We start from the raw sequence: 21,330 nt of genomic DNA on the forward strand, positions 1-21,330 counted from the left end.
GTCAGGAGTCGGGAATGGGTGCGCTGTCGAGCAGGGTCGCCGTTGTCACGGGTGCCAGCCGCGGGATCGGTAAGGGCATCGCCCTTGCGCTCGCGGAGCACGGCGCCACGGTCTACGTCACCGGACGCACGGTAGCACCCGGCTCGCACCCACTTCCGGGCACCGTCGGCGACACCGCCGCGGAGTGTGATCGCCGCGGAGGCACAGGTGTTGCGGTCCAGATCGATCACGCGAACGATGAGCAGGTGGCCGCGCTCTTCGAGCGCGTCGAACGCGAGCAGGGCCGCCTCGACATCCTGGTCAACAATGCATTCTCCCTCCCCGACGACCTGACCGATCCCGAGCCGTTCTGGGAGAAGCCACTGTCGAATTGGGAGATGGTGGATGTCGGTGTGCGATCGAACTTCGTGGCGGCGCGGCACGCTGCCATGATCATGGCGCCCCAGAAGTCGGGACTCATCGTGGCCGTCTCCGGGTACACCGGTGTGGCGTACACCTACGGTGTCCTCTTCGGGATGGCCAAGTCCGCGGTGGATCGAATGGCACGCGACATGGCCGTTGAGTTGCAACCGTACGACGTGGCGTCCGTGTCGATCTGGCAGGGCCTGACCTTCACGGAGCGCGCCGAGCGGAACCTGGCGGCCATTCCCGGACTCACGGAGGGCGCCGCCACCCGCCCCGAGAACGGCTGCTCACCGGAGTTCGCCGGTCGCGTCATCGCCGCTCTCGCACAGGATCCCGCAATCATGAGCCGCTCGGGCGGCACCTTCATCACCGCCGAACTGGCGGAGGAGTACGGCGTCACAGATATCGACGGCCGCGAGATCCCCTCACTTCGATCGACCCGCGGCGAACCGATCTGGTCCCCGATCGCGGGAGCAGATAGTTCAGGGCTCGGTGTCGGGCCGGCCCCCTCCCCTTCCTCCTCACTGCAACGGAGCACATCATGAGCACGCCGGTGGCATCCCTCTCGTCCGACAGGGTCGCCAAGCTCGAGGCCCTTCTGGATCGCCAGGAGATCCTCGATACGCTGACCCGCTTCAGCCGGGCAATGGACCGATTCGATCGCGACTTGTTCCTCTCCGCCTTCCACACCGACGCGACGATCGCCGCAGGTAGTTTCGTCGGTGGCCCTGTCGACCTCTACGACTGGTCCACCGCGATGCACGCGCAGGGACAGAAGGCCACCCACCACAATCTGCTGAACCACACCTGCGATCTCGACGGCGATACTGCCCATACCGAAACGTATTACCTGTTCGCCGCCCGGAACGTCGACGACAGCAACTGGATTGCGGGCGGACGGTACATCGACCGCCTCGAACGCCGCGACGGCGAGTGGCGGATAGCCCTCCGCACCAACATCATCGAATGGTCCGGCATGGTTCCGTCAATGGACATTCCCTTCTCTGATGTCCCCGACGTCTTCGCCAACGGTGCACCGTCACGCAGCACGACAGATCCGTCCTACACCCGCCCACTCACCAACGTCCGACAGCCGAACATCCCGAGTTGACGCGGGCGCATCGAGGAGAGACCACATGCACACGCTTGCTACCAAGAAGCTCGGAGACCTCGTCGGTGTCGAGGTGACGGGGGTCGACGTCGATCGTCTGCTCACCGATGACGCGCTCCCCGCTGCACTTCTCGACCTGCTCGAACAACACAGCGTCATCCTGTTCCGAGAACTGCACATCGACGATCCGGCGCAGGTCGCGTTCTGCCGCAGACTCGGTGAGCTCGCACTGTTCCCCAAGTACCGGATCCCGGAGGTCATGGAGATCAGTTTCGAGCCGGACAACCCGAACAAGGAATACTTCGCCAGCAACGACTACTGGCACATCGACGGCGCTCTGGACGCTATTCCCGCAAAAGCGTCGGTTCTGACCGCTCACGTCACGGCAGCGCAGGGCGGCGAGACCGAGTTCGCGAGTACCTACGCCGCCTACGATGCACTGTCGGACGAGGAGAAGGAGTACTTCGGTACGTTGCGGGTCGTCCACACCTTCGAGGCCATTCAGCGCCTGACCTATCCGAACCCGACCGAGGATCAGGTGGCAGAGTGGGCCTCCCGCGCCGCCCGTGAGCTGCCGCTCGTGTGGGAACACGAATCCGGAAGGCGCTCGATGGTATTCGGCGCCACGGCGTCCCATATCGTCGGGATGGACATCGACGAAGGTCGAGCATTGCTCCGCGATCTCGAACGGCGTGCCACCGCCCCGGATCTGGTGTACCGGCACAGCTGGTCGGTGGGCGACACGGTGATCTGGGACAACACCGGGCTCATGCACCGAGCCTGCACGTTCGACCGAGAAAAGCCCCGCAGAATGCACCGGTCGACCCTCATCGGAACCGAGCCGATCCAGTGACCGACCGCACGGCGATCATCACCGGTGGCGCTTCCGGAATCGGCGAGGCGATTGCCCGGCGCCTCGCCGCCGACGGCAACATGGTCGCCATCTTCGACCTCGACGGTGACGCGGCCGAATCCGTCGCCGCGTCGATCGCAGACAGGGGCGGCAAGGCCGTCGGTCTGCAGGTCGATGTCACCGATCGCAGTGCACTCGAAACGGCCGTCGAGGACGTGCGAGCACGGCTGGCTCGTCCGACGGTCCTGGTCAACAACGCCGGGATGTCGGTTCCGTCACCGTTCCTCGACATCACCGCCGACGCGTGGCAGCGATCACTCGCCGTGAACCTCACCGCAGCATTCGACTGCTGCCAGCTCGTGCTTCCGGACATGATCGACGAGGGGTGGGGACGCATCGTCAACATCTCGTCGTCGAGCGTGCACAGTGGCTCCCCCGGCCTCTCCCCCTACGTGTCCGCGAAGTCCGGCGTCGTCGGGCTCACGAAGAGCCTGGCGCTCGAGTTCGGCAAACTCGGGATCACGGTCAACACGATTCCGCCGGGCTTCATCGACACCCCGATGTTGCGGAACACCGTCGCCAAGGGCTTCGTCGATCTCGATCTTCAGACCGCCAAGACGCCAGTGGGCAGGATCGGGCGGCCCGAGGACATCGCCGCTACATGCGCGTTCCTGGTGAGCGACGAAGCCGGCTACATCACCGGGCAGATGATCGGCGTCAACGGTGGACGCAATACCTGACCTGCCCGCCGCCCGAATCGAAAGGACACCTCCGCACAATGTCCCGGATACCCCCTCTTCCCGAGGACGACTGGACCGAAGAGATCGCAACGTACATCAACGGCTTCCGATCGGCCGTAGCGAGCACCTCGGACGAAGACAACAGGCAGCCCGGGACGAACCTGCTCGGAACCCTGGCGCAGCATCCTTCGCTGGCGATGGCGTTCCTGAGCTTCAACCGGCACCTGCTGGCGCACTCCACCCTGTCGGTCCGGCACCGGGAGCTTCTCGTTCTTCGTATCGCCTACCTCCGTCGCGCAGAGTACGAATGGGCCCAACACGTCATCCTCGCGGAGCGAGCGGGCATCACCGCCGACGAGATCGCCCGCATCGAAGACGGACCCGACACGGTCGGCTGGTCACCGATCGAGCGGGCACTGCTGACCGCCACCGACGAGCTGATCGTCGGCGGCGCGATCGGCGACGATACGTGGGCTGTGCTCGCTGGCAAGTTCGACCGTGAGCAGCTGATGGATGTCGTGTTCACCGTGGGCTGCTACTCGATGCTCGCGACCGCGCTGCGCTCGTTCGGGGTCCGGCCCGAACCCGGTCTCGTTCCGTATCTGCCCAACCATTCTGTCTCCTCCCGCGACTGATTCGAGAAAGTGGGACGTACACGTGAAGAAGCGACATATCGGCGTCATCGCTGCGGTTGCTGCACTTGCCCTGTCGGCATGCAGCTCCGACGGCGGGGACAGCAGTGCCGGGGCCACTCCCAGCGGTGAGCCGATCGTCATCGGCGCGTTGGCACCGATCAAGGGCGCGTCCGCGTATCCGCAGACAGCGTACGGGCTCGAAGCCGGCGTGCATTACGTCAACGAGGTGCTCGGTGGTATCGACGGGCGTCCCCTCGAAGTCGATGTGTGCGGTGGCGACGGCAGCCCCGAGACCGCGATCAGCTGCGCCAACGGCTTCGTCTCGAAGGGTCTTCCGCTCGTGATCGACGCGGTCGACCAGAGCATGGGGGCGGCGGTGCCGATTCTGGCGTCGGCGGAGATCCCTATCGTCGGTACGCTCGCAGGATCGTTCGTCGCGGATTCCGCCGAGTACGGGCAAGCGTTCTACTTCACCGGGCCGGTGTCGTTCGCCGCGCTCTCGAGCATGTCGGTGCTCGACACCATGGGGAAGACGAAGGCCTCGCTCGCCGTCAACGAGTCGCCCACTTCCCACGCGTACGTCGACGATCTGATCATGCCGATCGCCGACAAGATGGGGATCGACGTCGCCGTCCAGTACCCGCCGGCTTCGGGCGCCAACTTGAATGTCGTGGCAGCGACGCAACTTTCCGACGACCCGGATATGGCCGGCGTCATCGCCCTCCCCGAGGACGGCTGCACCGGCCTGTTCCAGGCCCTGCGCCGGCAGGGTTACGACGACACGATCCTGGCCGGATCATGCTCACAGTTCATCGACGATATGGGAGCCGATGCCGCAGGCATCGTCACCCAGCCCCGACTGTGGGTACCTCTCGCCAAGGACTCCGCGCCCGCCGAGGTCCAGGAACAGTTGGACATCTTCGCGGACTCCATGGATGCCGTCGGATACGGCGACGAGCTCTCCTCCCGGTCGATCTACACATTCGCAGCGCTGGTCAACATCGCGGAGATCCTTTCCGGGTCGGAGGAGATCACCACAACTACCGTCACCGACGCGTTCAAGGGACTGAAGGACTTCCCGACCTTCGCCGGCCCGTCCGTGACCTGCGACGGGCAGCAGTGGCCGGGTGTGGCTACCACGTGCAATGCACAGGCGATCTTCTTCGAAGTGCAGGAGGACGGAACGCTCCGGTCGGTGGAGGAAGCCGGATACATCGATCTCGATCCTTCGCTGATGCCCACCTCCTGATGGCACCACCGTGCTCGAGGAGGCCATTCGACCTCGTTGACGACATACACGCAACGGAGTAGCGCATGAGCACGTATCTGCAGTTCATCGTCCTGGGGTTCGGCCTCGCCGCGGTGTATATCGGCCTCGCCAACGGATTGCTCCTCGTCTATCGCTCGACGGGGATCATCAACTTCGCGCAAGGTGCGACCGCCATGTGGGGCGCGTACGTGTACGCGCAGTTGCTCATCGACGGCACCCTGGTCCTGCCGATCGGCAGTATCGAGTTCGACGAGGCGCCGTCGGTACCTGTTGCCTTGGCAATCGGCCTCGTGATGGCTGTCCTGCTCGGGGTCGTGACCCACTACCTGGTGTTCAGGCCGGTACGTCGTGCACCGGCCCTGGCCCAGGTGGTGGTCTCCGTCGCGCTGATGCTCACCGTCCAAGCGTTGGTGGTCATCAGGTTCGGGCCGAACAGCATCCCGATCGAATCGATGATTCCCTCCGGGTCGATCTCGCTGTTCGGCACATCGGTGTCGTCGGCGGAGGTCGTGATGGTCGCGATCATGGCCGTGTTCTCGGTGCTGGTGTGGGCCTACTTCCGCTTCACCAGAGCCGGCGCAGCAACTCGTGCGGCAGCCGAGAATGAGCGGGGCGCCACGCTTCTGGGGTTCTCACCGGATCGGCTCGCAGCGATCGCGATGGTCATGGCCTCGGTGGTCAGCACGGTCGGTGTCCTGCTCGGGGCATCCCTGACGGGCCTCAATCCGCTGAATTATTCCCTGCTCGTCGTTCCGGCGCTCGCGGTGCTCCTGGTCGCGCGGATGGAATCCGTCGCGACGATCGTGATCGCGTCGCTGGTGCTCGGGGCGTTCCAGTCGGTGCTCAACCTGCTCGCCGGTGAGAGTTGGTGGCCCACGTGGGCGCAGTCCGGCGTCGATCAGGTCGTGCCGTTCGTCGTGGTCATCGTCGTACTGTTCGTCTTCGGGGGACGGTTGCCCTCGCGCGGTTCACTGCAGGCCATCAAGCTGCCGGACGTTGTGGTGCCTCGCTTCCGTCCGATCCCCGCCGCACTCGTGATCGTGGTGACCGGTGTGCTCCTCGCGGTGTCGTCCGGCACCTACCGATTCGGTCTGACGTACTCGATCATCCTGATGCTGCTGGCGTTGTCGTATGTGGTCATCACCGGTTACCTCGGGCAGATCTCGCTGGCCCAGGCGGCGTTCGCGGGTGCAGCGGGATTCACGCTCTCCAAGGTGACGACGAACTGGAGCATGCCGTTCCCGATTGCGCTCGTCTTCTGCTCACTCGTGGCAGCCCTGCTCGGCATGCTGGTGGCATTGCCTGCCTTCCGGATTCGTGGTGCACAGCTGGCCATCGTGACCATCGCGGCAGCCCTGGCCATCGAGCGGTTCATCTTCAACAACTACAGTCTCACGCCGCCGTCGGGGAATCCCATCGCGAATCCCACGCTGTTCGGCCTGAACCTCGGTGTGCGCGAGGGCAGCGACATCGCACGTCTGTCGTTCTCGTTCACAGTCCTGGTCGTGGCCGCGATCGTGGTGTGGGCGTTCATGCGGATCGCCTCGGGCGACACCGGGCGCGCCTTCCTCACAGTGCGGGCGAACGAGCGGGCCGCCGCGGCCGCGGGAATCGACGTCCGATTGACCAAGCTCATCGGGTTCGGGCTGTCCGCGTTCATCGCCGGTGTCGCGGGCTGTCTCATCGGATACAGCGCCGGTCAACTTTCGGCCGAGTCGTTCACCGTGTTCGTCGGACTGCAGGTGCTGGCGGTTGCGTATCTCGGCGGCATCACCTCGTTCAGTGGCGCGGCAATCGCTGGCATCATCGGTCCGCTGGGAATCGTCTACGTGCTGGTGCACAATATCTTCGACCTGGGCGACTACTACGCTCTGATCTCCGGGATCGCGCTGATCATCACTGCGATCATGAATCCGATCGGAATCGCCGGTGAGGCCGGCAGAGTCAGCGCACTGCTACGTGCCAGGCTGCGCGGCCCAGCGGCCGCGACAGATTCTCCGGTATCCGACACCGGTGACGAGGTCGACCACGGGAAGGTGGCGGTGGCAGATGCCTGACTCCACGGAAACCGATTCCGCACAACCTGATTCTCCGCGGCCTGATTCCGGATCGCCGGATGAGGTACGGGGCGGCTTGTCGGCGCAGGACATCACCGTGCGCTACGGCGGTGTCGTGGCGAACGAGAATGTGTCGCTCGAGGTTCATCCCGGTGAGATCGTCGGCCTGATCGGACCGAACGGTGCCGGTAAGACGACGTTCGTGGACGCGGTCACCGGATTCATCGACTACGAGGGAACGATCAGCGTCGACAGCAGTCCGATGAACGGCCTTCCGCCACATCAGCGTCGTCGCACCGGTCTCTCACGCACGTGGCAGTCGGGTGAGCTCTTTCCGAACCTGAGCGTGAACCAGAATGTGATCGCCGCAATGCGGCCGGGCGGTCTTGCAACACTGTGGCGCGACCTGGTCGGGCGTCGGCGGGGCGGAAGCAACGAGGTCGTGGACGCGACCCTGCGGTCGGTGGGGCTCGGCGATGTCGGCGACACTCTCGCACGGGATCTCACGCTCGGGCAACAGAAACTCGTCGGTGTCGCACGGGCACTCGTGGGTAATTGTCGTGTCCTTCTGCTCGACGAGCCCGCTGCGGGCCTCGACAGTCAGGAGAGTGTCGAGTTCGCCGAACGCATTCGGGCGGTCGTGCGGGATGGGCCCGGTGCACTGCTGATCGACCACGACATGTCGCTCGTACTGGGCGTGTGCGATCGCATCTACGTCCTCGAATTCGGCAAGGTCATCTTCTCGGGAACTCCGGACCAGGCCAGAAAGGATCCCGCCGTGATCGCTGCATATCTGGGTGCACCGATGGAGACCACTCATGGCTGATTCTGTCCCCGCCGAAGACCCCGTGCTCACGGCAGAGTCCCTGACCGCCGGCTACAACGGCGTCGTCGCGGTCGCCGACGTGAACCTCTCGGTCTCGGCCGGTGAAGTCCTCTCGATCCTGGGGCCCAACGGCGCAGGAAAGACCACCTCCCTGTTGTCGCTCGCCGGTGTGCTCCCCACGATGAGTGGACGGGTGACGGTCCTGGGCGAGCCGGTCGACAGCAGGCGGCCCTACCGAATGGCGCGCAGAGGCATGCGCTTCGTCCCCGACGACCGAGGGCTCTTCCCGTCCATGACGGTGAGTGAGCATCTCCGGCTGGCCCGCCGACGACCCGACAAACGCCGCGAGCACTCGGTGTTGGAACGGTTTCCGGCCCTGGCGAAACTACAGTCCCGAAGGGTGGGTCTGCTCTCCGGCGGTGAGCAGCAGATGCTCGCGATCGCGGTGGCGCTACTGGCCGAGCCTCGGTTGCTCATGGTCGACGAGATGAGCCTCGGGTTGGCGCCGATGATCGTCGAGGAAATGCTCCCTGCTATCCGCGACCTGGCACGCGCTGAAGGGATCGCCGTCGTGCTCGTCGAACAGCATGTGGGTCTAGCACTGGCAGTGTCCGACCGGGCGGTGGTGCTCAACCACGGCCGGGTCGTTCTCGAAGGAGAGGCCGGAGCGCTCCTTCGAGAACGCGATCGGGTCGAATCCGCCTACTTCGGTGCCGGTGAATTCGCCGACGAGGAACACGGTGACGCGGACCGTCCGAGCGTGGTCTAGGCTTCCGCGGCGAGCTGACCGCAGGCCGCAGCGATCTCCTGGCCGCGGGTGTCGCGGACGGTGCAGGAGACGCCCTGCGCGATGACCCGGCGGACGAACTCCCGCTCGACAGGTTTGGGACTTGCGTCCCATTCGCTGCCCGGGGTGGGATTGAGTGGAATCAGATTCACGTGCACGAGAGGGCCGAGCGCCTTGCGCAGCTTCTTACCCAGCAGATCTGCGCGCCACGGCTGGTCGTTCACGTCGCGGATCAGCGCGTATTCGATCGAGACCCGGCGGCCGGTCTTGTCGGCGTAGTACCGGGCGGCGTCGAGAACCTCGGCGATGGGCCATCGGTTGTTGACCGGCACAAGGGTGTCGCGGAGTTCGTCGTCGGGGGTGTGCAAGGAGACGGCGAGGGTGACATGCAGGCCCTCGTCGGCGAGCTTGCGGATGGCGGGCGCGAGTCCCACCGTCGAGACAGTGACCGAACGCTGCGACAGCCCGAAGCCTTCGGGTGCGGGCGAGGTGATCCGGCGAACCGCCGCGACGACCCGCTTGTAGTTCGCGAGCGGCTCGCCCATGCCCATGAACACGATGTTCGAGAGTCGGCCCGGACCACCGGCGACGTCGCCGTCGCGCAGCGCCGCCGCGGCCGCCCGAACCTGATCGACGATCTCTGCGGTGGTCAGGTTCCGGTCGAGGCCCCCCTGCCCGGTCGCGCAGAACGGGCAGGCCATGCCACACCCGGCCTGACTCGAGATGCACAGGGTCGCGCGCTCCGGGTATCGCATGAGCACGCTCTCGAGGAGAGTTCCGTCGCCCGCGCGCCACAGCGTCTTGCGGGTCTCCCCGCCGTCGCAGGCGATGTGCTTGACCGGGGTCAGCAACGGCGGGAACAGTGCCTCACCGATCTTGTCGCGCACCGCAGCGGGAAGGTCGGTCATCTTCTCCGGGTCAGCTTCGAGCCGACCGTAGTACTGCCGGGCGATCTGGTCGGCGCGGAAGGCCGGAAGCCCCAGTTCCTTCACGGCCTCACGCCGCTGCTCGGTATCGAGGTCGGCGAGGTGCCGCGGGGGCATACCGCGCTTGGGAGCATCGAAGACGAGGGGCAGGGAGGAAGCCATAATGATCCATTCTCCCATGCTTTGCGAGCTGACTGTCCGGTCTGCACTGTGATACTCACCCCCAACCGCCCGGAAATTCACACCCCATGAATTCACACGTCGATGGGGGGAAGATCGAGACATGACCACCCGAATTGCTCCCGAGTTCGCCCGATCCTGGCTTCTTGTCCCCGGTAATGCCCCCGAGCGGTTCGAGCCTGCTGCCACTTCCCCCGCCGATGCCGTCGTGCTCGATCTCGAAGACGCGGTCGCTGCCGAGGGCAAGGCACCCGCCCGTGCCGGTGTCGTCGAGTGGCTGCGAGGCGGCGGCAGGGCGTGGGTCCGCATCAACGACACCACCACGTCGCACTGGTGCGACGACGTCGACGCCCTCGCGGGCGTGCCCGGCCTCGAAGGGGTCATGCTCGCGAAAGCCGAAAGTGGGCAGCAGGTGGACGCCACCGCCGACGCCCTGCCGGACGACACCAAGATCCTCGTGTTGATCGAATCTGCGATGGGGCTCGAGGCAGCACCCGAAATCGCCCGCGCCGAAGGTGTGTTCCGGCTGGTGTTCGGCAGTGGCGACTTCCGCTGCGACACCGGGATGAGCGCGTCGCCCCTCGCCATGGCGTATCCGCGCTCGAGGCTTGTCGTCACGAGCCGCGCCGCGAAACTTCCCGGGCCGATCGACGGCCCGTCCCTTACCGACGATCCCACGATCCTCGAGCAGGAGGCGCAGCTGACCCAGTCGATGGGCATGACCGGGAAACTGTGTATGACACCGGATCGGGCACAGTTCCCGAATGCCGCGCTGAGCCCCAGCACCGACGACATCGGCTGGGCTCACACCATCATCGATCGTCTGGGCGAAGACGGACACGGCGTCAAGGACGGGAGCGACCTACCGAAGCTGGCGCGGGCGAAGAAGATCAAAGAACTCGCTCGGGTGTTCCGGCTTCAGGGCGCGAGCCGAGCTGCCCGCGACTAGCCGAACGTCACCTTCGCACACTGGAGTGACCCGAGGTGACATTCGGCTCAGCCGCGGAGGCCGCCCAGTTCGATGCCGCGCGGCTTGCGTCGGATGTGCAGGCGGTAGCGCACCGCCAAGCTCGTTCCGGGTGTCTCCCGGATCGCGCGAGCTGCGACCTTCGGACCGAACTCGATTCCGAGGACACGCTCGAGGGTGTCACGGTCCGGGAAGTTCCATTCGGTGTCGATCCGCCGAAGTGAGAATCCCTGGGCGTCGAAGAAAGCCTCGACGACACGAGGTCGGTAGTGCGGGAGATCGGCGAGCATCCATTCGCCGTACGGGTGCGCCGTCGCGTCGAGATCGATGATCGCGAGTGCTCCGCCCGGGCGCAGGACCCTCATCGCTTCGGTGATGCCGGCGCCGCAGCCCGGACCGAAGAAGTACGCCGTCCGGGCGTGTACGAGATCCACGGATCCCTCCGGCAGCGGCATGTGCGCGGCGGATCCGGGCAGGACCCGGACCGTGTCGAGGTGGCCGACCCGCCGCCGTGCCGCTTCGGCGAGCGGCGGGTGAGGTTCGACCCCGATCACCGACCGGGCCGTCTCCGCGAACATTCCGAGATGGAAACCGGTGCCACAGCCGACGTCGACGACGTGGAGGCCGGCCCAGTCGGCGTCCTCCCTCAGCGCTGAATACACGGCGCCGTGGGTGTCCTGGGCGCGGTTCTCCTGTTCGTACACCTCCGGCCAGTGCCAGATGTTGGGGCTGGCGATCACGCCCCTGTCGTCGCCTCGATGCTCGCCCATCGTCCAGACCTGTGGGCCCCGGCCTACACGAAGATCGTGAGGATCAGCCAGGTCACGAATGCCGACGGAAGGATCGAGTCGAGTCGGTCCATGATGCCGCCGTGGCCGGGAAGGAGCGTGCCCATGTCCTTGATACCGAGGTCGCGCTTGACCTGCGATTCGATGAGGTCACCGGCAGTGGCCGTCAACACGAGGACGACGCCGAGGAGCGCACCGATCCACCACTGTCCGTCGAGCAGGAACATGACGGTGAGTGTTCCGACGGCCACACACGCGACCAGGGATCCACCGAATCCTTCCCACGACTTCTTGGGGCTGATCGCGGGTGCCATGGTGTGCTTGCCGAACAGCACACCGGCGGCATAACCGCCGACGTCCGACGCCACGCACACGAGCATCAGGCAGAACACCCGTGCGGCGCCTTGGTCCTCGAGGACCATCAGGGTCGCGAAGGACGCGAGCAGCGGTAACCACGCCGCGGTGAACACCGCGACCGCCGTGTCGCGCAGGTAGTTGTGTGGTTGCGCGGCCAGACCGTGGTCGAACAGTCGCCACAGCATCGTCACCACCACGGTCCCCGCGAATGCTCCGAGGACACCGGTGGCTCCGTAGGGCCAGCCCAGCCAGATGATCGCCTGGCCGCCGAGGAGCAGCGGGAGACGCGGCACGAGCACGCTCGCTTCACGCAGCCGCTTGGTGACCTCCCACGTGGCGATCGCGATCGCTGCCGCAACCACACCGAGCCAGGCGGTGGGAGCGAACAGCAGAATCACGATCACGAGTGCGCCCAGGCCGACCCCGACCGCTATGGCGGCAGGAAGGTTCCGGCCTGCGCGTGACGTCTTGGCGGGGCGTGTCGCGTCGTCGGGTGGTGATGCTGCGTCGGCAGCGGCGACGTCGGAGGTATCTCCGGCGTCGAGTGGAAGCTGCGGGTCGGAGGACCCGTCGGCTCTGCCCACCGTCAGACCTCCATCAGCTCGGCTTCCTTGTGCTTGACCAGCTCGTCGATCTGCGCCACGTACTTGGCCGTGGTCTTGTCGAGCTCCTTCTCCGCGCGCCCGACCTCGTCCTCGCCCGCTTCGCCGTCCTTCTGGATGCGGCCGAGTTCCTCCATCGCCTTGCGCCGAACGTTCCGCAAGGCCACCTTGGAATCTTCGCCCTTGGCCTTCGCCTGCTTGACGAGTTCGCGGCGGCGCTCTTCGGTGAGCTGAGGCACGGAGATGCGGATGATGTTGCCGTCGTTGGTGGGGTTGACCCCGAGATCGGAGTTGCGAATCGCGGTCTCGATCGCACCGAGCTGCGATGCCTCGTAGGGCTTGATGATGACCATCCGGGCCTCGGGCACGTTGATGCTGGCGATCTGCGTCACGGGAGTGGGCGATCCGTAGTAGTCGACGACGATCCGGTTGAACATTCCCGCGTTCGCGCGGCCGGTGCGGATACCGCCGAGATCGTCCTTGGCCACCGTGATGGCCTTCTCCATCTTCTCCTCGGCCTCGAAGAGAGCTTCATCGATCACGGCAGTTCCTCCATGTTCCGTTGTCCAATCATGACCGTACGAGCGTTCCGATCTTCTCACCGGCCACGGCACGAGCGATATTGCCCTTGGTCAGCAGATTGAAGACCATGATCGGCATGGCGTTGTCCATGCACAGGCTGAACGCGGTCGCGTCCGCGACCTTGAGGCCGTTCTCGATGACCTCGCGATGGGTGACCTCCTCGTACAACTCGGCATCGGGATCGATGCGAGGGTCCGCGGAGTAGATGCCGTCGACGGCCTTGGCCATCAGAACGACGTCGGCGCCGATCTCCAGGGCGCGTTGCGCCGCGGTGGTATCGGTGGAGAAGTAGGGCATTCCCATACCCGCACCGAAGATGACGACCCGACCCTTCTCGAGGTGGCGCCGCGCACGAAGTGGCAGGTAGGGCTCGGCGACCTGACCCATCGTGATCGCCGTCTGAACACGGGTGTCGATGCCCTGCTTCTCGAGGAAATCCTGGAGCGCGAGGGAGTTCATGACGGTTCCGAGCATCCCCATGTAGTCCGAGCGAGCACGCTCGAGTCCGCGCTGCTGCAGTTCGGCGCCGCGGAAGAAGTTGCCACCACCGATGACCACGGCGACCTCGACACCGCTACGCACGACCTCGGCGATCTGTTGAGCGACGGTCGTCACGACATCGGGATCGAGTCCGACCTTGCCGCCACCGAACATCTCGCCGCCGAGTTTGAGAAGCACCCGGCGGAAACCGGGCCGATCGTGGGCATGCTCGGACATGACTCTCCTCTGGTTGCGCATGAATCGGCCCTTTCATCCTGCCTCATCCACCCGGTGGAACCGAGACCGGGAGCGAGGCGACACGCCATGGGTGACCGCCGGATGCTGATCACCTGGAGGCGTCGGACACACCACGACCCCGCCGGCAACAGCCGACGGGGTCGATCGATCGGTGGACTAGCTGGCGCCGACCTCGAACCGCACGAAGCGGGTCACGGTCGCTCCGGCCTCGTCGAGGATCGCCTTGACGGTCTTCTTCGAATCCGTCACCGACGACTGCTCGAGGAGCACGACGTCCTTGAAGTAGCCGTTCACGCGGCCTTCGACGATCTTCGGCAGAGCCTGCTCCGGCTTGCCTTCCGCCTTGGCGGTCTCCTCGGCGATACGACGCTCGTTGGCGACGACGTCCTCGGGAACCTCGTCGCGGGTGGTGTACTTCGCCTTGAGAGCAGCGACCTGCATGGCAGCGCTCTTGGCAGCCTCGGCTGCGGCGTCGCCCTCACCGGTGTACTCGACGAGCACGCCGACGGCCGGGGGCAGGTCCGATGCACGCTTGTGCAAGTAGACCGACACCTGGCCGTCGAATGCTGCGACGCGCCGGATCTCGAGCTTCTCACCGATCTTGGCGGAGAGCTCCTGAACCAGGGCGTCCACGGTCTTGCCGTCGATCTCGACGGCCTTGAGTGCCTCGACGTCGGCCGGGCGGGCCTCCGCAGCGGCAGCGACGATCGTGTTGGCGAGAGCCTGGAACTCGTCGTTCTTCGCGACGAAGTCGGTCTCGGAGTTCAGCTCGACCAGAACGCCGTCCTTCGCGACGACGAGGCCTTCTGCAGTGGAGCGCTCGGCGCGCTTGCCCACATCCTTGGCGCCCTTGATGCGCAGCTGCTCGACGGCCTTGTCGAAGTCGCCGTCGTTGTCGGCGAGAGCATTCTTGCAGTCCAGCATTCCGGAGCCGGTGAGCTCGCGGAGACGCTTGACATCAGCGGCGGTGTAGTTCGCCATCTTGAGCGGGCCTCCTGTGTCTGTGGTGGAAAGTCTCGGGTGCGGATGGCGCCGCGTGTGTGCGGGCCGGGCCGCGATGCGACGGCCCCGACCATGATCTCTCGATCGTCCGGTCGGGGCCGTGCAAACGAATCAGGCCTCGGGGGCTGCGTCCGCGGCGGGCGCTTCCGCTTCGCCGGTGGAGGCGGCCTGCGCGAGCAGCTCCTGCTCCCACTCGGGCAGCGGCTCTGCGGCTGCTGCCTCGGGCTTGGCGTCGGCGTCGGTGTTCTTGCCGGCGCGGGCCTGGAGGCCCTCTGCGACTGCGGACGCGACGACCTTGGTCAGCAACGCCGCGGAGCGGATCGCATCGTCGTTGCCCGGGATCGGGAAGTCGACGAGGTCCGGATCGCAGTTGGTGTCCAGGATTGCGACGACCGGGATGTTCAGCTTGCGAGCCTCACCGACAGCGATGTGCTCCTTGTTGGTGTCGACGACCCACACGGCCGACGGAACCTTGGCCATGTCGCGGATGCCGCCGAGGGTCCGGTCGAGCTTGTTCATCTCACGCGTGAGCATGAGGATTTCCTTCTTGGTGCGACCCTCGAAACCACCGGTCTGCTCCATGGCCTCCAGCTCCTTCAGGCGCTGCAGGCGCTTGTGGACGGTGGAGAAGTTGGTGAGCATGCCGCCGAGCCAACGCTGGTTCACGTACGGCATGCCGACGCGGGTGGCCTCTTCGGCGATGGATTCCTGAGCCTGCTTCTTGGTGCCGACGAACAGGATCGTTCCACCGTGAGCGACGGTCTCCTTGACGAACTCGTACGCCTTGTCGATGTACGTCAGGGTCTGCTGCAGGTCGATGATGTAGATACCGTTGCGGTCGGTGAAGATGAACCGCTTCATCTTCGGGTTCCAGCGACGAGTCTGGTGTCCGAAGTGGGCGCCGCTGTCGAGCAGCTGCCTCATAGTTACAACAGGCATGCCTGTTTCTCTCTTTCATGTCGGTTGCCGCGGGTGATCTTGCGATCCCCGCCCTGGCGTCCGCATGCCCGTCGACCCTTGCGGGACCGGCGACGGCCATTTACGGTGCATCCGTACAGACGGATTTGCACCGACGCGCGGACGCGCGAAGTCGATCTGCGAACACAGACCGCTCGACAAGCATACGACCCGGACGCCTCGAACTACCAACCGCCTCGTCAGAACGGTCTCTTCATCCGATCCTGTGGACAACCGCAGAGTTGTCCACATTCGTCGATTCGGGGTATCGCGGCAGTCTCCCGGCGGCAAGTGTGGGACGCATGCGATTTCCGGTACTCGCGTTACTGACGACTCTCGTATTCCTCATGGGTACTGCGCCTGCAGCCGCGGACAACACCTTCGTCTGGCCTCTCGAACCGCGTCCGACGGTGGCCCGGCCGTTCGATCCACCCGAGCAGAACTGGCTCCCGGGTCACCGCGGCGTCGATCTCGCGTCGCGTGCTGGACAGACAGTGCTCGCGGCCGGTGACGGGATCGTCGTGTTCGCCGGAACCGTCGCGGGGAAACCTGTCGTGTCGATCGACCATCCGGGCGGCCTGCGCACCACCTACGAACCCGTGGCCGCGACGGTGGCGACGGGCCGCCGGATCTCCGCCGGCGACCCACTGGGCACTGTGGAAGCGGGACACGAGGGCTGCCCCGTCGAGGCGTGCCTGCATTGGGGCCTGCGCCGCGATCGCGACAGCTATCTGAATCCGCTCCCCCTCGTCGAGCGCACGGTGATCCGACTCGAACCGGTGTGACCTCGATGTTGTGAGCAGTCCATCGGCACGTCCTCGTCACCACTGCGCGGAATGCCGCCCGGTCAGAACCGGAAAATCGTCGGCGACCATGGCCGCGAGCTCGGCGAACGCCCGTCGCGTCGCGGGACGCAGCAGGTTCAGGTCGATCTCGGCCCCCTCCGCCAGGTGCTCGTCGAACGGCACCACCTGCACCGCGCGGCAGCGCGCGAGGAAGTGCGCGGTCAACGCACCGAGGTCGATGCTGGAGGTACCCGGTCGCGGCGAACTGATCACCACGACCGTGCGGTCGACGAGGTCGCCGTAGCCGTGATGCTCGAGCCAGTCCAGTGTCGCGGCGGCGCTGCGAGCACCATCGACGGCCGGTGACCCGACGAGCACGAGGGCATTCGCCAGATCGAGCACACCCCTCATCGCGGAGTGCATGATGCCGGTTCCGCAGTCGGTGAGAATGATGTTGTAGTAGACCTGCAGGATATCGATGACCCGGCGATAGTCGTCCTCGCTGAACGCCTCCGACACCGCGGGATCACGTTCACTGGCAAGCACTTCGAGCCGACTCGGAGCCTGCGACGTGTGAGCGCGCACATCCGAATAGCGTTCGATGCGGTCCGCAATCGCGATCAGATCCCGCACCGTCGACTGCGTCTGCTCCGGAATCCGCTGCGCGAGGGTTCCGAAATCCGGGTTGGCGTCGACAGCGATCACACAGTCACCACGCATCGACGCGAAGGTCGAGCCGAGCCCGATCGTCGTCGTGGTCTTGCCGACACCGCCTTTGAGTGAGAGCACCGCGATGCGGTAATCGCCGCCGATCGGCTGGCGGATGCGTGCGACGAGATCGTCGTGGTGCGCGTCGTCGGAGGATTCTCCGGGATCGAACAATCCCCCGGTGAGCCGATGCACACCGCGCCGCCACCCGCGGCTCGGCGCACGCTGGGAACGACGGACGAGCACTCCCGACGCGAGGTCGAGGTTCGACGGTTGATGGTCCGGCGCCGTCGTAGCGCTCGGAGCCGGATCGTGCATGACATCCGGATCTGGGCCTCCGACAGGAGCGGGGTCGGGTTCGCGAACCGGCGCCGGCGCCTGGACTGCCTCCGTTTCGACAGCACGCTCCGGTTCCAGCAGAGGCTCGCCCTCGACTACGGGCTCACGCACGGGCGCCGATTCCGGGTCAGACACCGTTTCCGCGTCAGGCGCGAGTTCAGGCAGATCTTCGGATTCGCGCATAACCGCTACGGGCTCCAGCTCCACCGGCTCCATCGGCTCCGGCTCTACCGGCTCCGGTGCGGCCGGCACGGGCGGCTCCGGATCACGCGCAACCGGAATGATCGAAAACGGCACCGACGCCGGCGGCGCGATCGAGGCGGGTGTCGATGAGATCGGTGCTGCGCTGGAAGGGACCGGGACCGGTGGTGCGCCGGGCGGAGCCGAGAGTGCTGCAGCGGAGCGTGCGGGCGCTGTGGTCTGCACCGAGCCCGCCATCGGTCCTGTCTGCGACGCGGGATCCTCGGTGTGCGGTTCCGTCGCGCGTGCAGCACTACGGCGCAGACCACGGCGCGGCGTGACCGGCGCCGGCCGAACATCGGGTTCGTCTTGCAACCACGCAGGCAGCGCATGGTTCGACTCGTCACGTATCATCAGATCCCCCCGAAATCCCCCACTGTCGACCGGCTGGGACGCTACCAAAGCGGACTGAGCTGCGTACACCTCAGGCGCATGCACAGCTCAGGCACGGGGGTGCGCCTGCTCGTGGACCGCACGCAGCCGCGCAACCGACACATGCGTGTACAGCTGAGTGGTCGCGAGACTCGAATGACCGAGGACCTCCTGGACGACGCGCAGATCGGCGCCGCCTTCGAGCAGATGGGTCGCTGCCGTGTGTCGCAACCCGTGCGGCGCGAGATCAGGCGCTCCGGGAACGGCCCCGACCGCCTCGTGCACCACCGTGCGTACCTGCCGTTGCCCGATGCGCCCGCCACGCTTTCCGAGGAGCAGCGCCGGCCCGGACGCCGCTGTCACCAGGGCCGGCCGGCCGATGGCCACCCACCGTTCCAGCGCATCCGCGGCGGGCACCCCGTAGGGCACCGTTCGTTCCTTGTCGCCTTTGCCCAGCACCCGCACGACACGCCGCTCGGAGTCCACGTCGTCGAGGTCGAGCCCGCACAGTTCCCCAACCCGGATACCGGTCGCGTAGAGCAGTTCGACGATCACGCGGTCTCGTAACGCAACCGGGTGTTCCTCCCGAGCGCCGGACTCCGCAGCCACCATCACTTCCGACGCCTGCTCGGCGTGCAGAACAGTGGGCAATGTCCGGTGTGCACCTGCAGATGCGAGGCGCGTTCCGGGATCGTGTTCTGCGCGTCCCGAGCGTACTAGCCAGGCAGTGAAAGTCCGGACCGACGATGTGCGTCGCGCGATCGTGCTGCGAGCAGCACCGGAGGCCACCTGCCGCGCGAGCCATGCCCGCAGAGTCCCGAGGTCGATATCGGACACCCGCGCGTCCGGCTTCCCGTCTGCGAGGTGAGTGAGCAACGAACGCACGTCCGTCGTGTACGCGCGGACCGTATGCACCGACCGGTTCGACTGCAATGTCAGATGCTCCGCGAAATCCTCGACATGGACGGCGAGCGCGGGAGGCAGCGCCGATGCCGGATCATGGGCCATGCGCACCACCGTGCGCGGTGTTCCGGATCCACGCAAGCCAACGCGCCTCGATAGTGTTCGTTCGTGAGTAAAACAATCTCTTGGCCGATGTTGTGCGCACTGGCTCTACTGTCGGCCACAGCGCCGCTGGCGACGGATATGTATCTTCCCGGCCTGCCGATCATGTCCGAGAGTCTCGGAACCTCGACCGTCGGCATTCAGCTCACGCTCACGACGTTCATGGCGGGCCTGGGCATCGGCCAGCTGGTCACCGGTCCCCTCTCCGACGGGTGGGGCCGACGCCGTCTACTCATCATCGGCACCATCGTGCTTGCGGTGAGTAGCGCCGTGTGCGCGCTTGCACCGACGGTCGAGGTCCTGATCGGAGCACGAGCGATTCAGGGCTTCAGCGGGGGTATCGGTATCGTGCTCGCCCGCGCGGTCATCGCCGATCGCACGAGCGGCCACGAATCTGCTCGCTTGTTCAGCTTCATGATGATCATCGGCGGCATCGCACCCATAGCCGCGCCCGTCATCGGCGGTGCACTTCTCGACCCCATCGGGTGGCGCGGTATTTTCTGGGTCCTGACCGGCGCCTCCATCGCGATGCTCGCTGGGGTTCTCGTGTTCATCCCCGAAACGCTGCCACCAGAGAAGCGTCACGGCGGCGGGTTCGCAGCGCTTGCAGGGAACTTCGGCTACGTCCTCGGCAACCGCCGGTTCATCGGGTACGCCGCGTCGTTCGCGCTCGGCTTCGGCGCGATGTTCGCCTACATCTCGGCATCGCCGTTCGTGGTGCAGAGCGTACTGGGAATGTCCGCCACGCAATTCTCGCTGGTCTTCGCAGCCAACTCGGTGGGATTGGTGACCGCGAACATCATCAACACCCGGCTGATCGGCAGGTTCGAGGTGCGGTCCCTTCTGCTGTTCGGTGTCACCCTCATGTTGACTGCGGGAACACTGCTGCTGGTCACCACGGTGATTCTCGGCGCTCACCGCTGGCTCCTGCTGCCATTGCTGTTCGCCGTCGTGTTCAGCCTCGGATTCACGATGGGTAATTCCACAGCTCTCGGTCAGGGCGAAGTGCCGTCTGCAGCAGGCACCGGCTCGGCAATCATGGGTGCGTCCCAGTTCGGCCTTGCCGCGATCGTCTCGCCGCTGGTCGGTTTGGGTGGAGAGGACACCGCCGCTCCCATGGCGATCGCGATCGTCGTCTCGGCGGGACTCGCGATGACCGCGCTGCTCACGCTCACTCGCGTGCCCCGCACCTGACCGTCGGACGGATTCGGCTCTAGACGGCCTCGACCTCGGCGAGTTCTCGCTTCCAGGTGCGGAAGCCTTCCTCGGTCCTGCCGCGGCGCCAGTAACCGGAGATCGACGCGCGCACCGGTTTCACTCCCCGTTCCTTACGCAGGTAGGGACGGATGTGCTTCATGACGGTTTCCGCCTCACCGTGCACGAACACCTGGACGTCGCCTTCGGGCCACGGCAGTCCCCGCACCGCGGCAACGAGCGGTGCATTGCCGTCGATCCGGTCCGGGCCTGCATCGCCGGCCGCGACACCTCGATGGAGCCACGTCACGGTCACCCCGGACGGTGCCGCAAGTTCGAGTTCGTCGGTTTCGCCGGCAACCTCGATGAACGCCGCTCCGGCAGCATCGGCCGGGAGGGATTCGAGTGCCGCCGCGATCGCGGGTACTGCTGTTTCGTCGCCCGCCAGCAGGTGGAAGTCCGCCGCCGGATCGGGCAGGTAGCCCGCTCCGGGGCCTCGAAGCACGACCTCGGCTCCGGGTTGGACGGAGCGCGCCCACGGTCCGGCGACCCCCTCGTCGCCATGGACGACGAAGTCGATCCAGATCTCCTCGGCGTCCGGGTCCACGCGGCGCACCGTGTAGGTACGCACCACAGTGTCGTCACCCGCCTGGAGTTCGATCTTGACGTAGCTGTCGGTTTCGGGTCGAGGAGTGAAGTCGGCGAACCCGTCACCTCCCAGCACCACACGAACGAAATGCTCGGACACAACCTCCGTGCGCAGAACTGTCAACGTTGTCGATTGCGGACCCTTGGGTGCCACCCTGCCTCCTTATTAGGATTACCTTCCTTCAGGGACACTACC

At 65.8% G+C, this 21,330-nt stretch carries 22 protein-coding genes; 12 read left to right on the top strand and 10 right to left on the bottom strand.

Going from position 1 to position 21,330, the window contains the following annotated elements; genetic code table 11:
* Positions 1-14: 14 nt before the first annotated feature.
* The 9 genes from EV641_RS02080 to EV641_RS02120 all read left to right on the top strand — a co-directional run bounded on the left by EV641_RS02080 (position 15) and on the right by EV641_RS02120 (position 8,666).
* Complete coding sequence (locus EV641_RS02080) at positions 15-950, top strand: SDR family NAD(P)-dependent oxidoreductase (RefSeq protein ID WP_132470536.1); 936 nt, start codon at positions 15-17, stop codon at positions 948-950.
* Complete coding sequence (locus tag EV641_RS02085) at positions 947-1,516, top strand: nuclear transport factor 2 family protein (protein WP_132470539.1); 570 nt, start codon at positions 947-949, stop codon at positions 1,514-1,516. Before EV641_RS02080 ends, EV641_RS02085 begins: the two co-directional genes overlap by 4 nt.
* 25 nt (positions 1,517-1,541) lie before the next feature.
* On the top strand, positions 1,542-2,369 hold the full coding sequence (locus EV641_RS02090; RefSeq protein WP_132470541.1) for a TauD/TfdA family dioxygenase: 828 nt from the start codon (positions 1,542-1,544) through the stop codon (positions 2,367-2,369).
* Positions 2,366-3,109: an SDR family NAD(P)-dependent oxidoreductase gene (locus EV641_RS02095; protein WP_054712580.1), complete on the top strand. Its 744-nt coding sequence runs from the start codon at positions 2,366-2,368 to the stop codon at positions 3,107-3,109. The genes EV641_RS02090 and EV641_RS02095 overlap by 4 nt, the downstream gene beginning before the upstream one ends.
* A 38-nt stretch (positions 3,110-3,147) precedes the next feature.
* Positions 3,148-3,744 carry a carboxymuconolactone decarboxylase family protein gene (locus EV641_RS02100; RefSeq protein WP_054712583.1) on the top strand — a complete coding sequence of 199 codons (597 nt, stop codon included), beginning with the start codon at positions 3,148-3,150 and terminating at the stop codon, positions 3,742-3,744.
* Positions 3,745-3,766: 22 nt separating this feature from the next.
* A complete protein-coding gene (locus EV641_RS02105) occupies positions 3,767-4,993 on the top strand; it encodes an ABC transporter substrate-binding protein (protein ID WP_158289112.1) in 1,227 nt (408 codons plus the stop codon).
* A gap of 65 nt (positions 4,994-5,058) precedes the next feature.
* The gene (locus EV641_RS02110) at positions 5,059-7,071 is read left to right on the top strand and encodes an ABC transporter permease (protein ID WP_132470546.1); all 2,013 of its coding nucleotides are present in this window, start codon (positions 5,059-5,061) and stop codon (positions 7,069-7,071) included.
* Positions 7,064-7,897 (top strand): ABC transporter ATP-binding protein, encoded by an 834-nt coding sequence (locus tag EV641_RS02115; RefSeq protein WP_241996752.1) that lies wholly within the window; start codon positions 7,064-7,066, stop codon positions 7,895-7,897. Before EV641_RS02110 ends, EV641_RS02115 begins: the two co-directional genes overlap by 8 nt.
* Positions 7,890-8,666 (top strand): ABC transporter ATP-binding protein, encoded by a 777-nt coding sequence (locus EV641_RS02120; protein ID WP_132470548.1) that lies wholly within the window; start codon positions 7,890-7,892, stop codon positions 8,664-8,666. Before EV641_RS02115 ends, EV641_RS02120 begins: the two co-directional genes overlap by 8 nt.
* Here the strand turns inward: EV641_RS02120 and rlmN are convergent.
* Positions 8,663-9,772 carry a 23S rRNA (adenine(2503)-C(2))-methyltransferase RlmN gene (rlmN, locus tag EV641_RS02125; RefSeq protein WP_132470551.1) on the bottom strand — a complete coding sequence of 370 codons (1,110 nt, stop codon included), beginning with the start codon at positions 9,770-9,772 and terminating at the stop codon, positions 8,663-8,665. The two genes, EV641_RS02120 and rlmN, sit on opposite strands and share 4 nt — an antisense overlap.
* A gap of 121 nt (positions 9,773-9,893) precedes the next feature.
* Here rlmN and EV641_RS02130 point away from each other — a divergent pair, with 121 nt between their 5' ends.
* Complete coding sequence (locus EV641_RS02130) at positions 9,894-10,739, top strand: CoA ester lyase (RefSeq protein WP_132470553.1); 846 nt, start codon at positions 9,894-9,896, stop codon at positions 10,737-10,739.
* Positions 10,740-10,786: 47 nt separating this feature from the next.
* Here EV641_RS02130 and EV641_RS02135 read toward each other — a convergent pair whose 3' ends face one another.
* From EV641_RS02135 to rpsB, 6 genes are all read right to left on the bottom strand, one after another.
* Entirely contained in the window at positions 10,787-11,527 is a 741-nt protein-coding gene (locus EV641_RS02135; protein WP_199233102.1) for a class I SAM-dependent methyltransferase, read from the bottom strand.
* A gap of 23 nt (positions 11,528-11,550) precedes the next feature.
* Positions 11,551-12,486 (bottom strand): phosphatidate cytidylyltransferase, encoded by a 936-nt coding sequence (locus EV641_RS02140; RefSeq protein ID WP_132470555.1) that lies wholly within the window; start codon positions 12,484-12,486, stop codon positions 11,551-11,553.
* 2 nt (positions 12,487-12,488) lie between these two features.
* The gene (frr, locus tag EV641_RS02145; protein ID WP_054719480.1) at positions 12,489-13,046 is read right to left on the bottom strand and encodes a ribosome recycling factor; all 558 of its coding nucleotides are present in this window, start codon (positions 13,044-13,046) and stop codon (positions 12,489-12,491) included.
* Between the two features lie 28 nt (positions 13,047-13,074).
* Positions 13,075-13,803, bottom strand: coding sequence for a UMP kinase (pyrH, locus tag EV641_RS02150; protein ID WP_132470557.1), 729 nt, complete (start codon positions 13,801-13,803; stop codon positions 13,075-13,077).
* A gap of 177 nt (positions 13,804-13,980) precedes the next feature.
* Positions 13,981-14,805: a translation elongation factor Ts gene (tsf, locus tag EV641_RS02155; protein ID WP_132470559.1), complete on the bottom strand. Its 825-nt coding sequence runs from the start codon at positions 14,803-14,805 to the stop codon at positions 13,981-13,983.
* A gap of 132 nt (positions 14,806-14,937) precedes the next feature.
* Positions 14,938-15,765: a 30S ribosomal protein S2 gene (gene rpsB, locus EV641_RS02160; protein WP_132470561.1), complete on the bottom strand. Its 828-nt coding sequence runs from the start codon at positions 15,763-15,765 to the stop codon at positions 14,938-14,940.
* Between the two features lie 320 nt (positions 15,766-16,085).
* On the opposite strand from rpsB, the gene EV641_RS02165 reads away from it, so the two are divergent.
* Positions 16,086-16,568: a M23 family metallopeptidase gene (locus tag EV641_RS02165; protein WP_132470563.1), complete on the top strand. Its 483-nt coding sequence runs from the start codon at positions 16,086-16,088 to the stop codon at positions 16,566-16,568.
* A gap of 36 nt (positions 16,569-16,604) precedes the next feature.
* Here the strand turns inward: EV641_RS02165 and EV641_RS30230 are convergent, their stop codons facing one another.
* On the bottom strand, positions 16,605-17,594 hold the full coding sequence (locus EV641_RS30230) for a MinD/ParA family protein (protein WP_132470780.1): 990 nt from the start codon (positions 17,592-17,594) through the stop codon (positions 16,605-16,607).
* Positions 17,595-18,296: 702 nt separating this feature from the next.
* Positions 18,297-19,235: a tyrosine recombinase XerC gene (locus EV641_RS02175; RefSeq protein ID WP_132470565.1), complete on the bottom strand. Its 939-nt coding sequence runs from the start codon at positions 19,233-19,235 to the stop codon at positions 18,297-18,299.
* An 87-nt stretch (positions 19,236-19,322) separates the two neighbouring features.
* Here EV641_RS02175 and EV641_RS02180 point away from each other — a divergent pair, with 87 nt between their 5' ends.
* Entirely contained in the window at positions 19,323-20,486 is a 1,164-nt protein-coding gene (locus EV641_RS02180; protein WP_054715256.1) for a multidrug effflux MFS transporter, read from the top strand.
* Between the two features lie 19 nt (positions 20,487-20,505).
* Here the strand turns inward: EV641_RS02180 and EV641_RS02185 are convergent, their stop codons facing one another.
* Entirely contained in the window at positions 20,506-21,288 is a 783-nt protein-coding gene (locus EV641_RS02185) for a siderophore-interacting protein (RefSeq protein ID WP_054715254.1), read from the bottom strand.
* Positions 21,289-21,330 lie beyond the last annotated feature (42 nt).

This window comes from Rhodococcus sp. SMB37 (assembly GCF_004345605.1).
Classification (GTDB): domain Bacteria; phylum Actinomycetota; class Actinomycetes; order Mycobacteriales; family Mycobacteriaceae; genus Rhodococcus.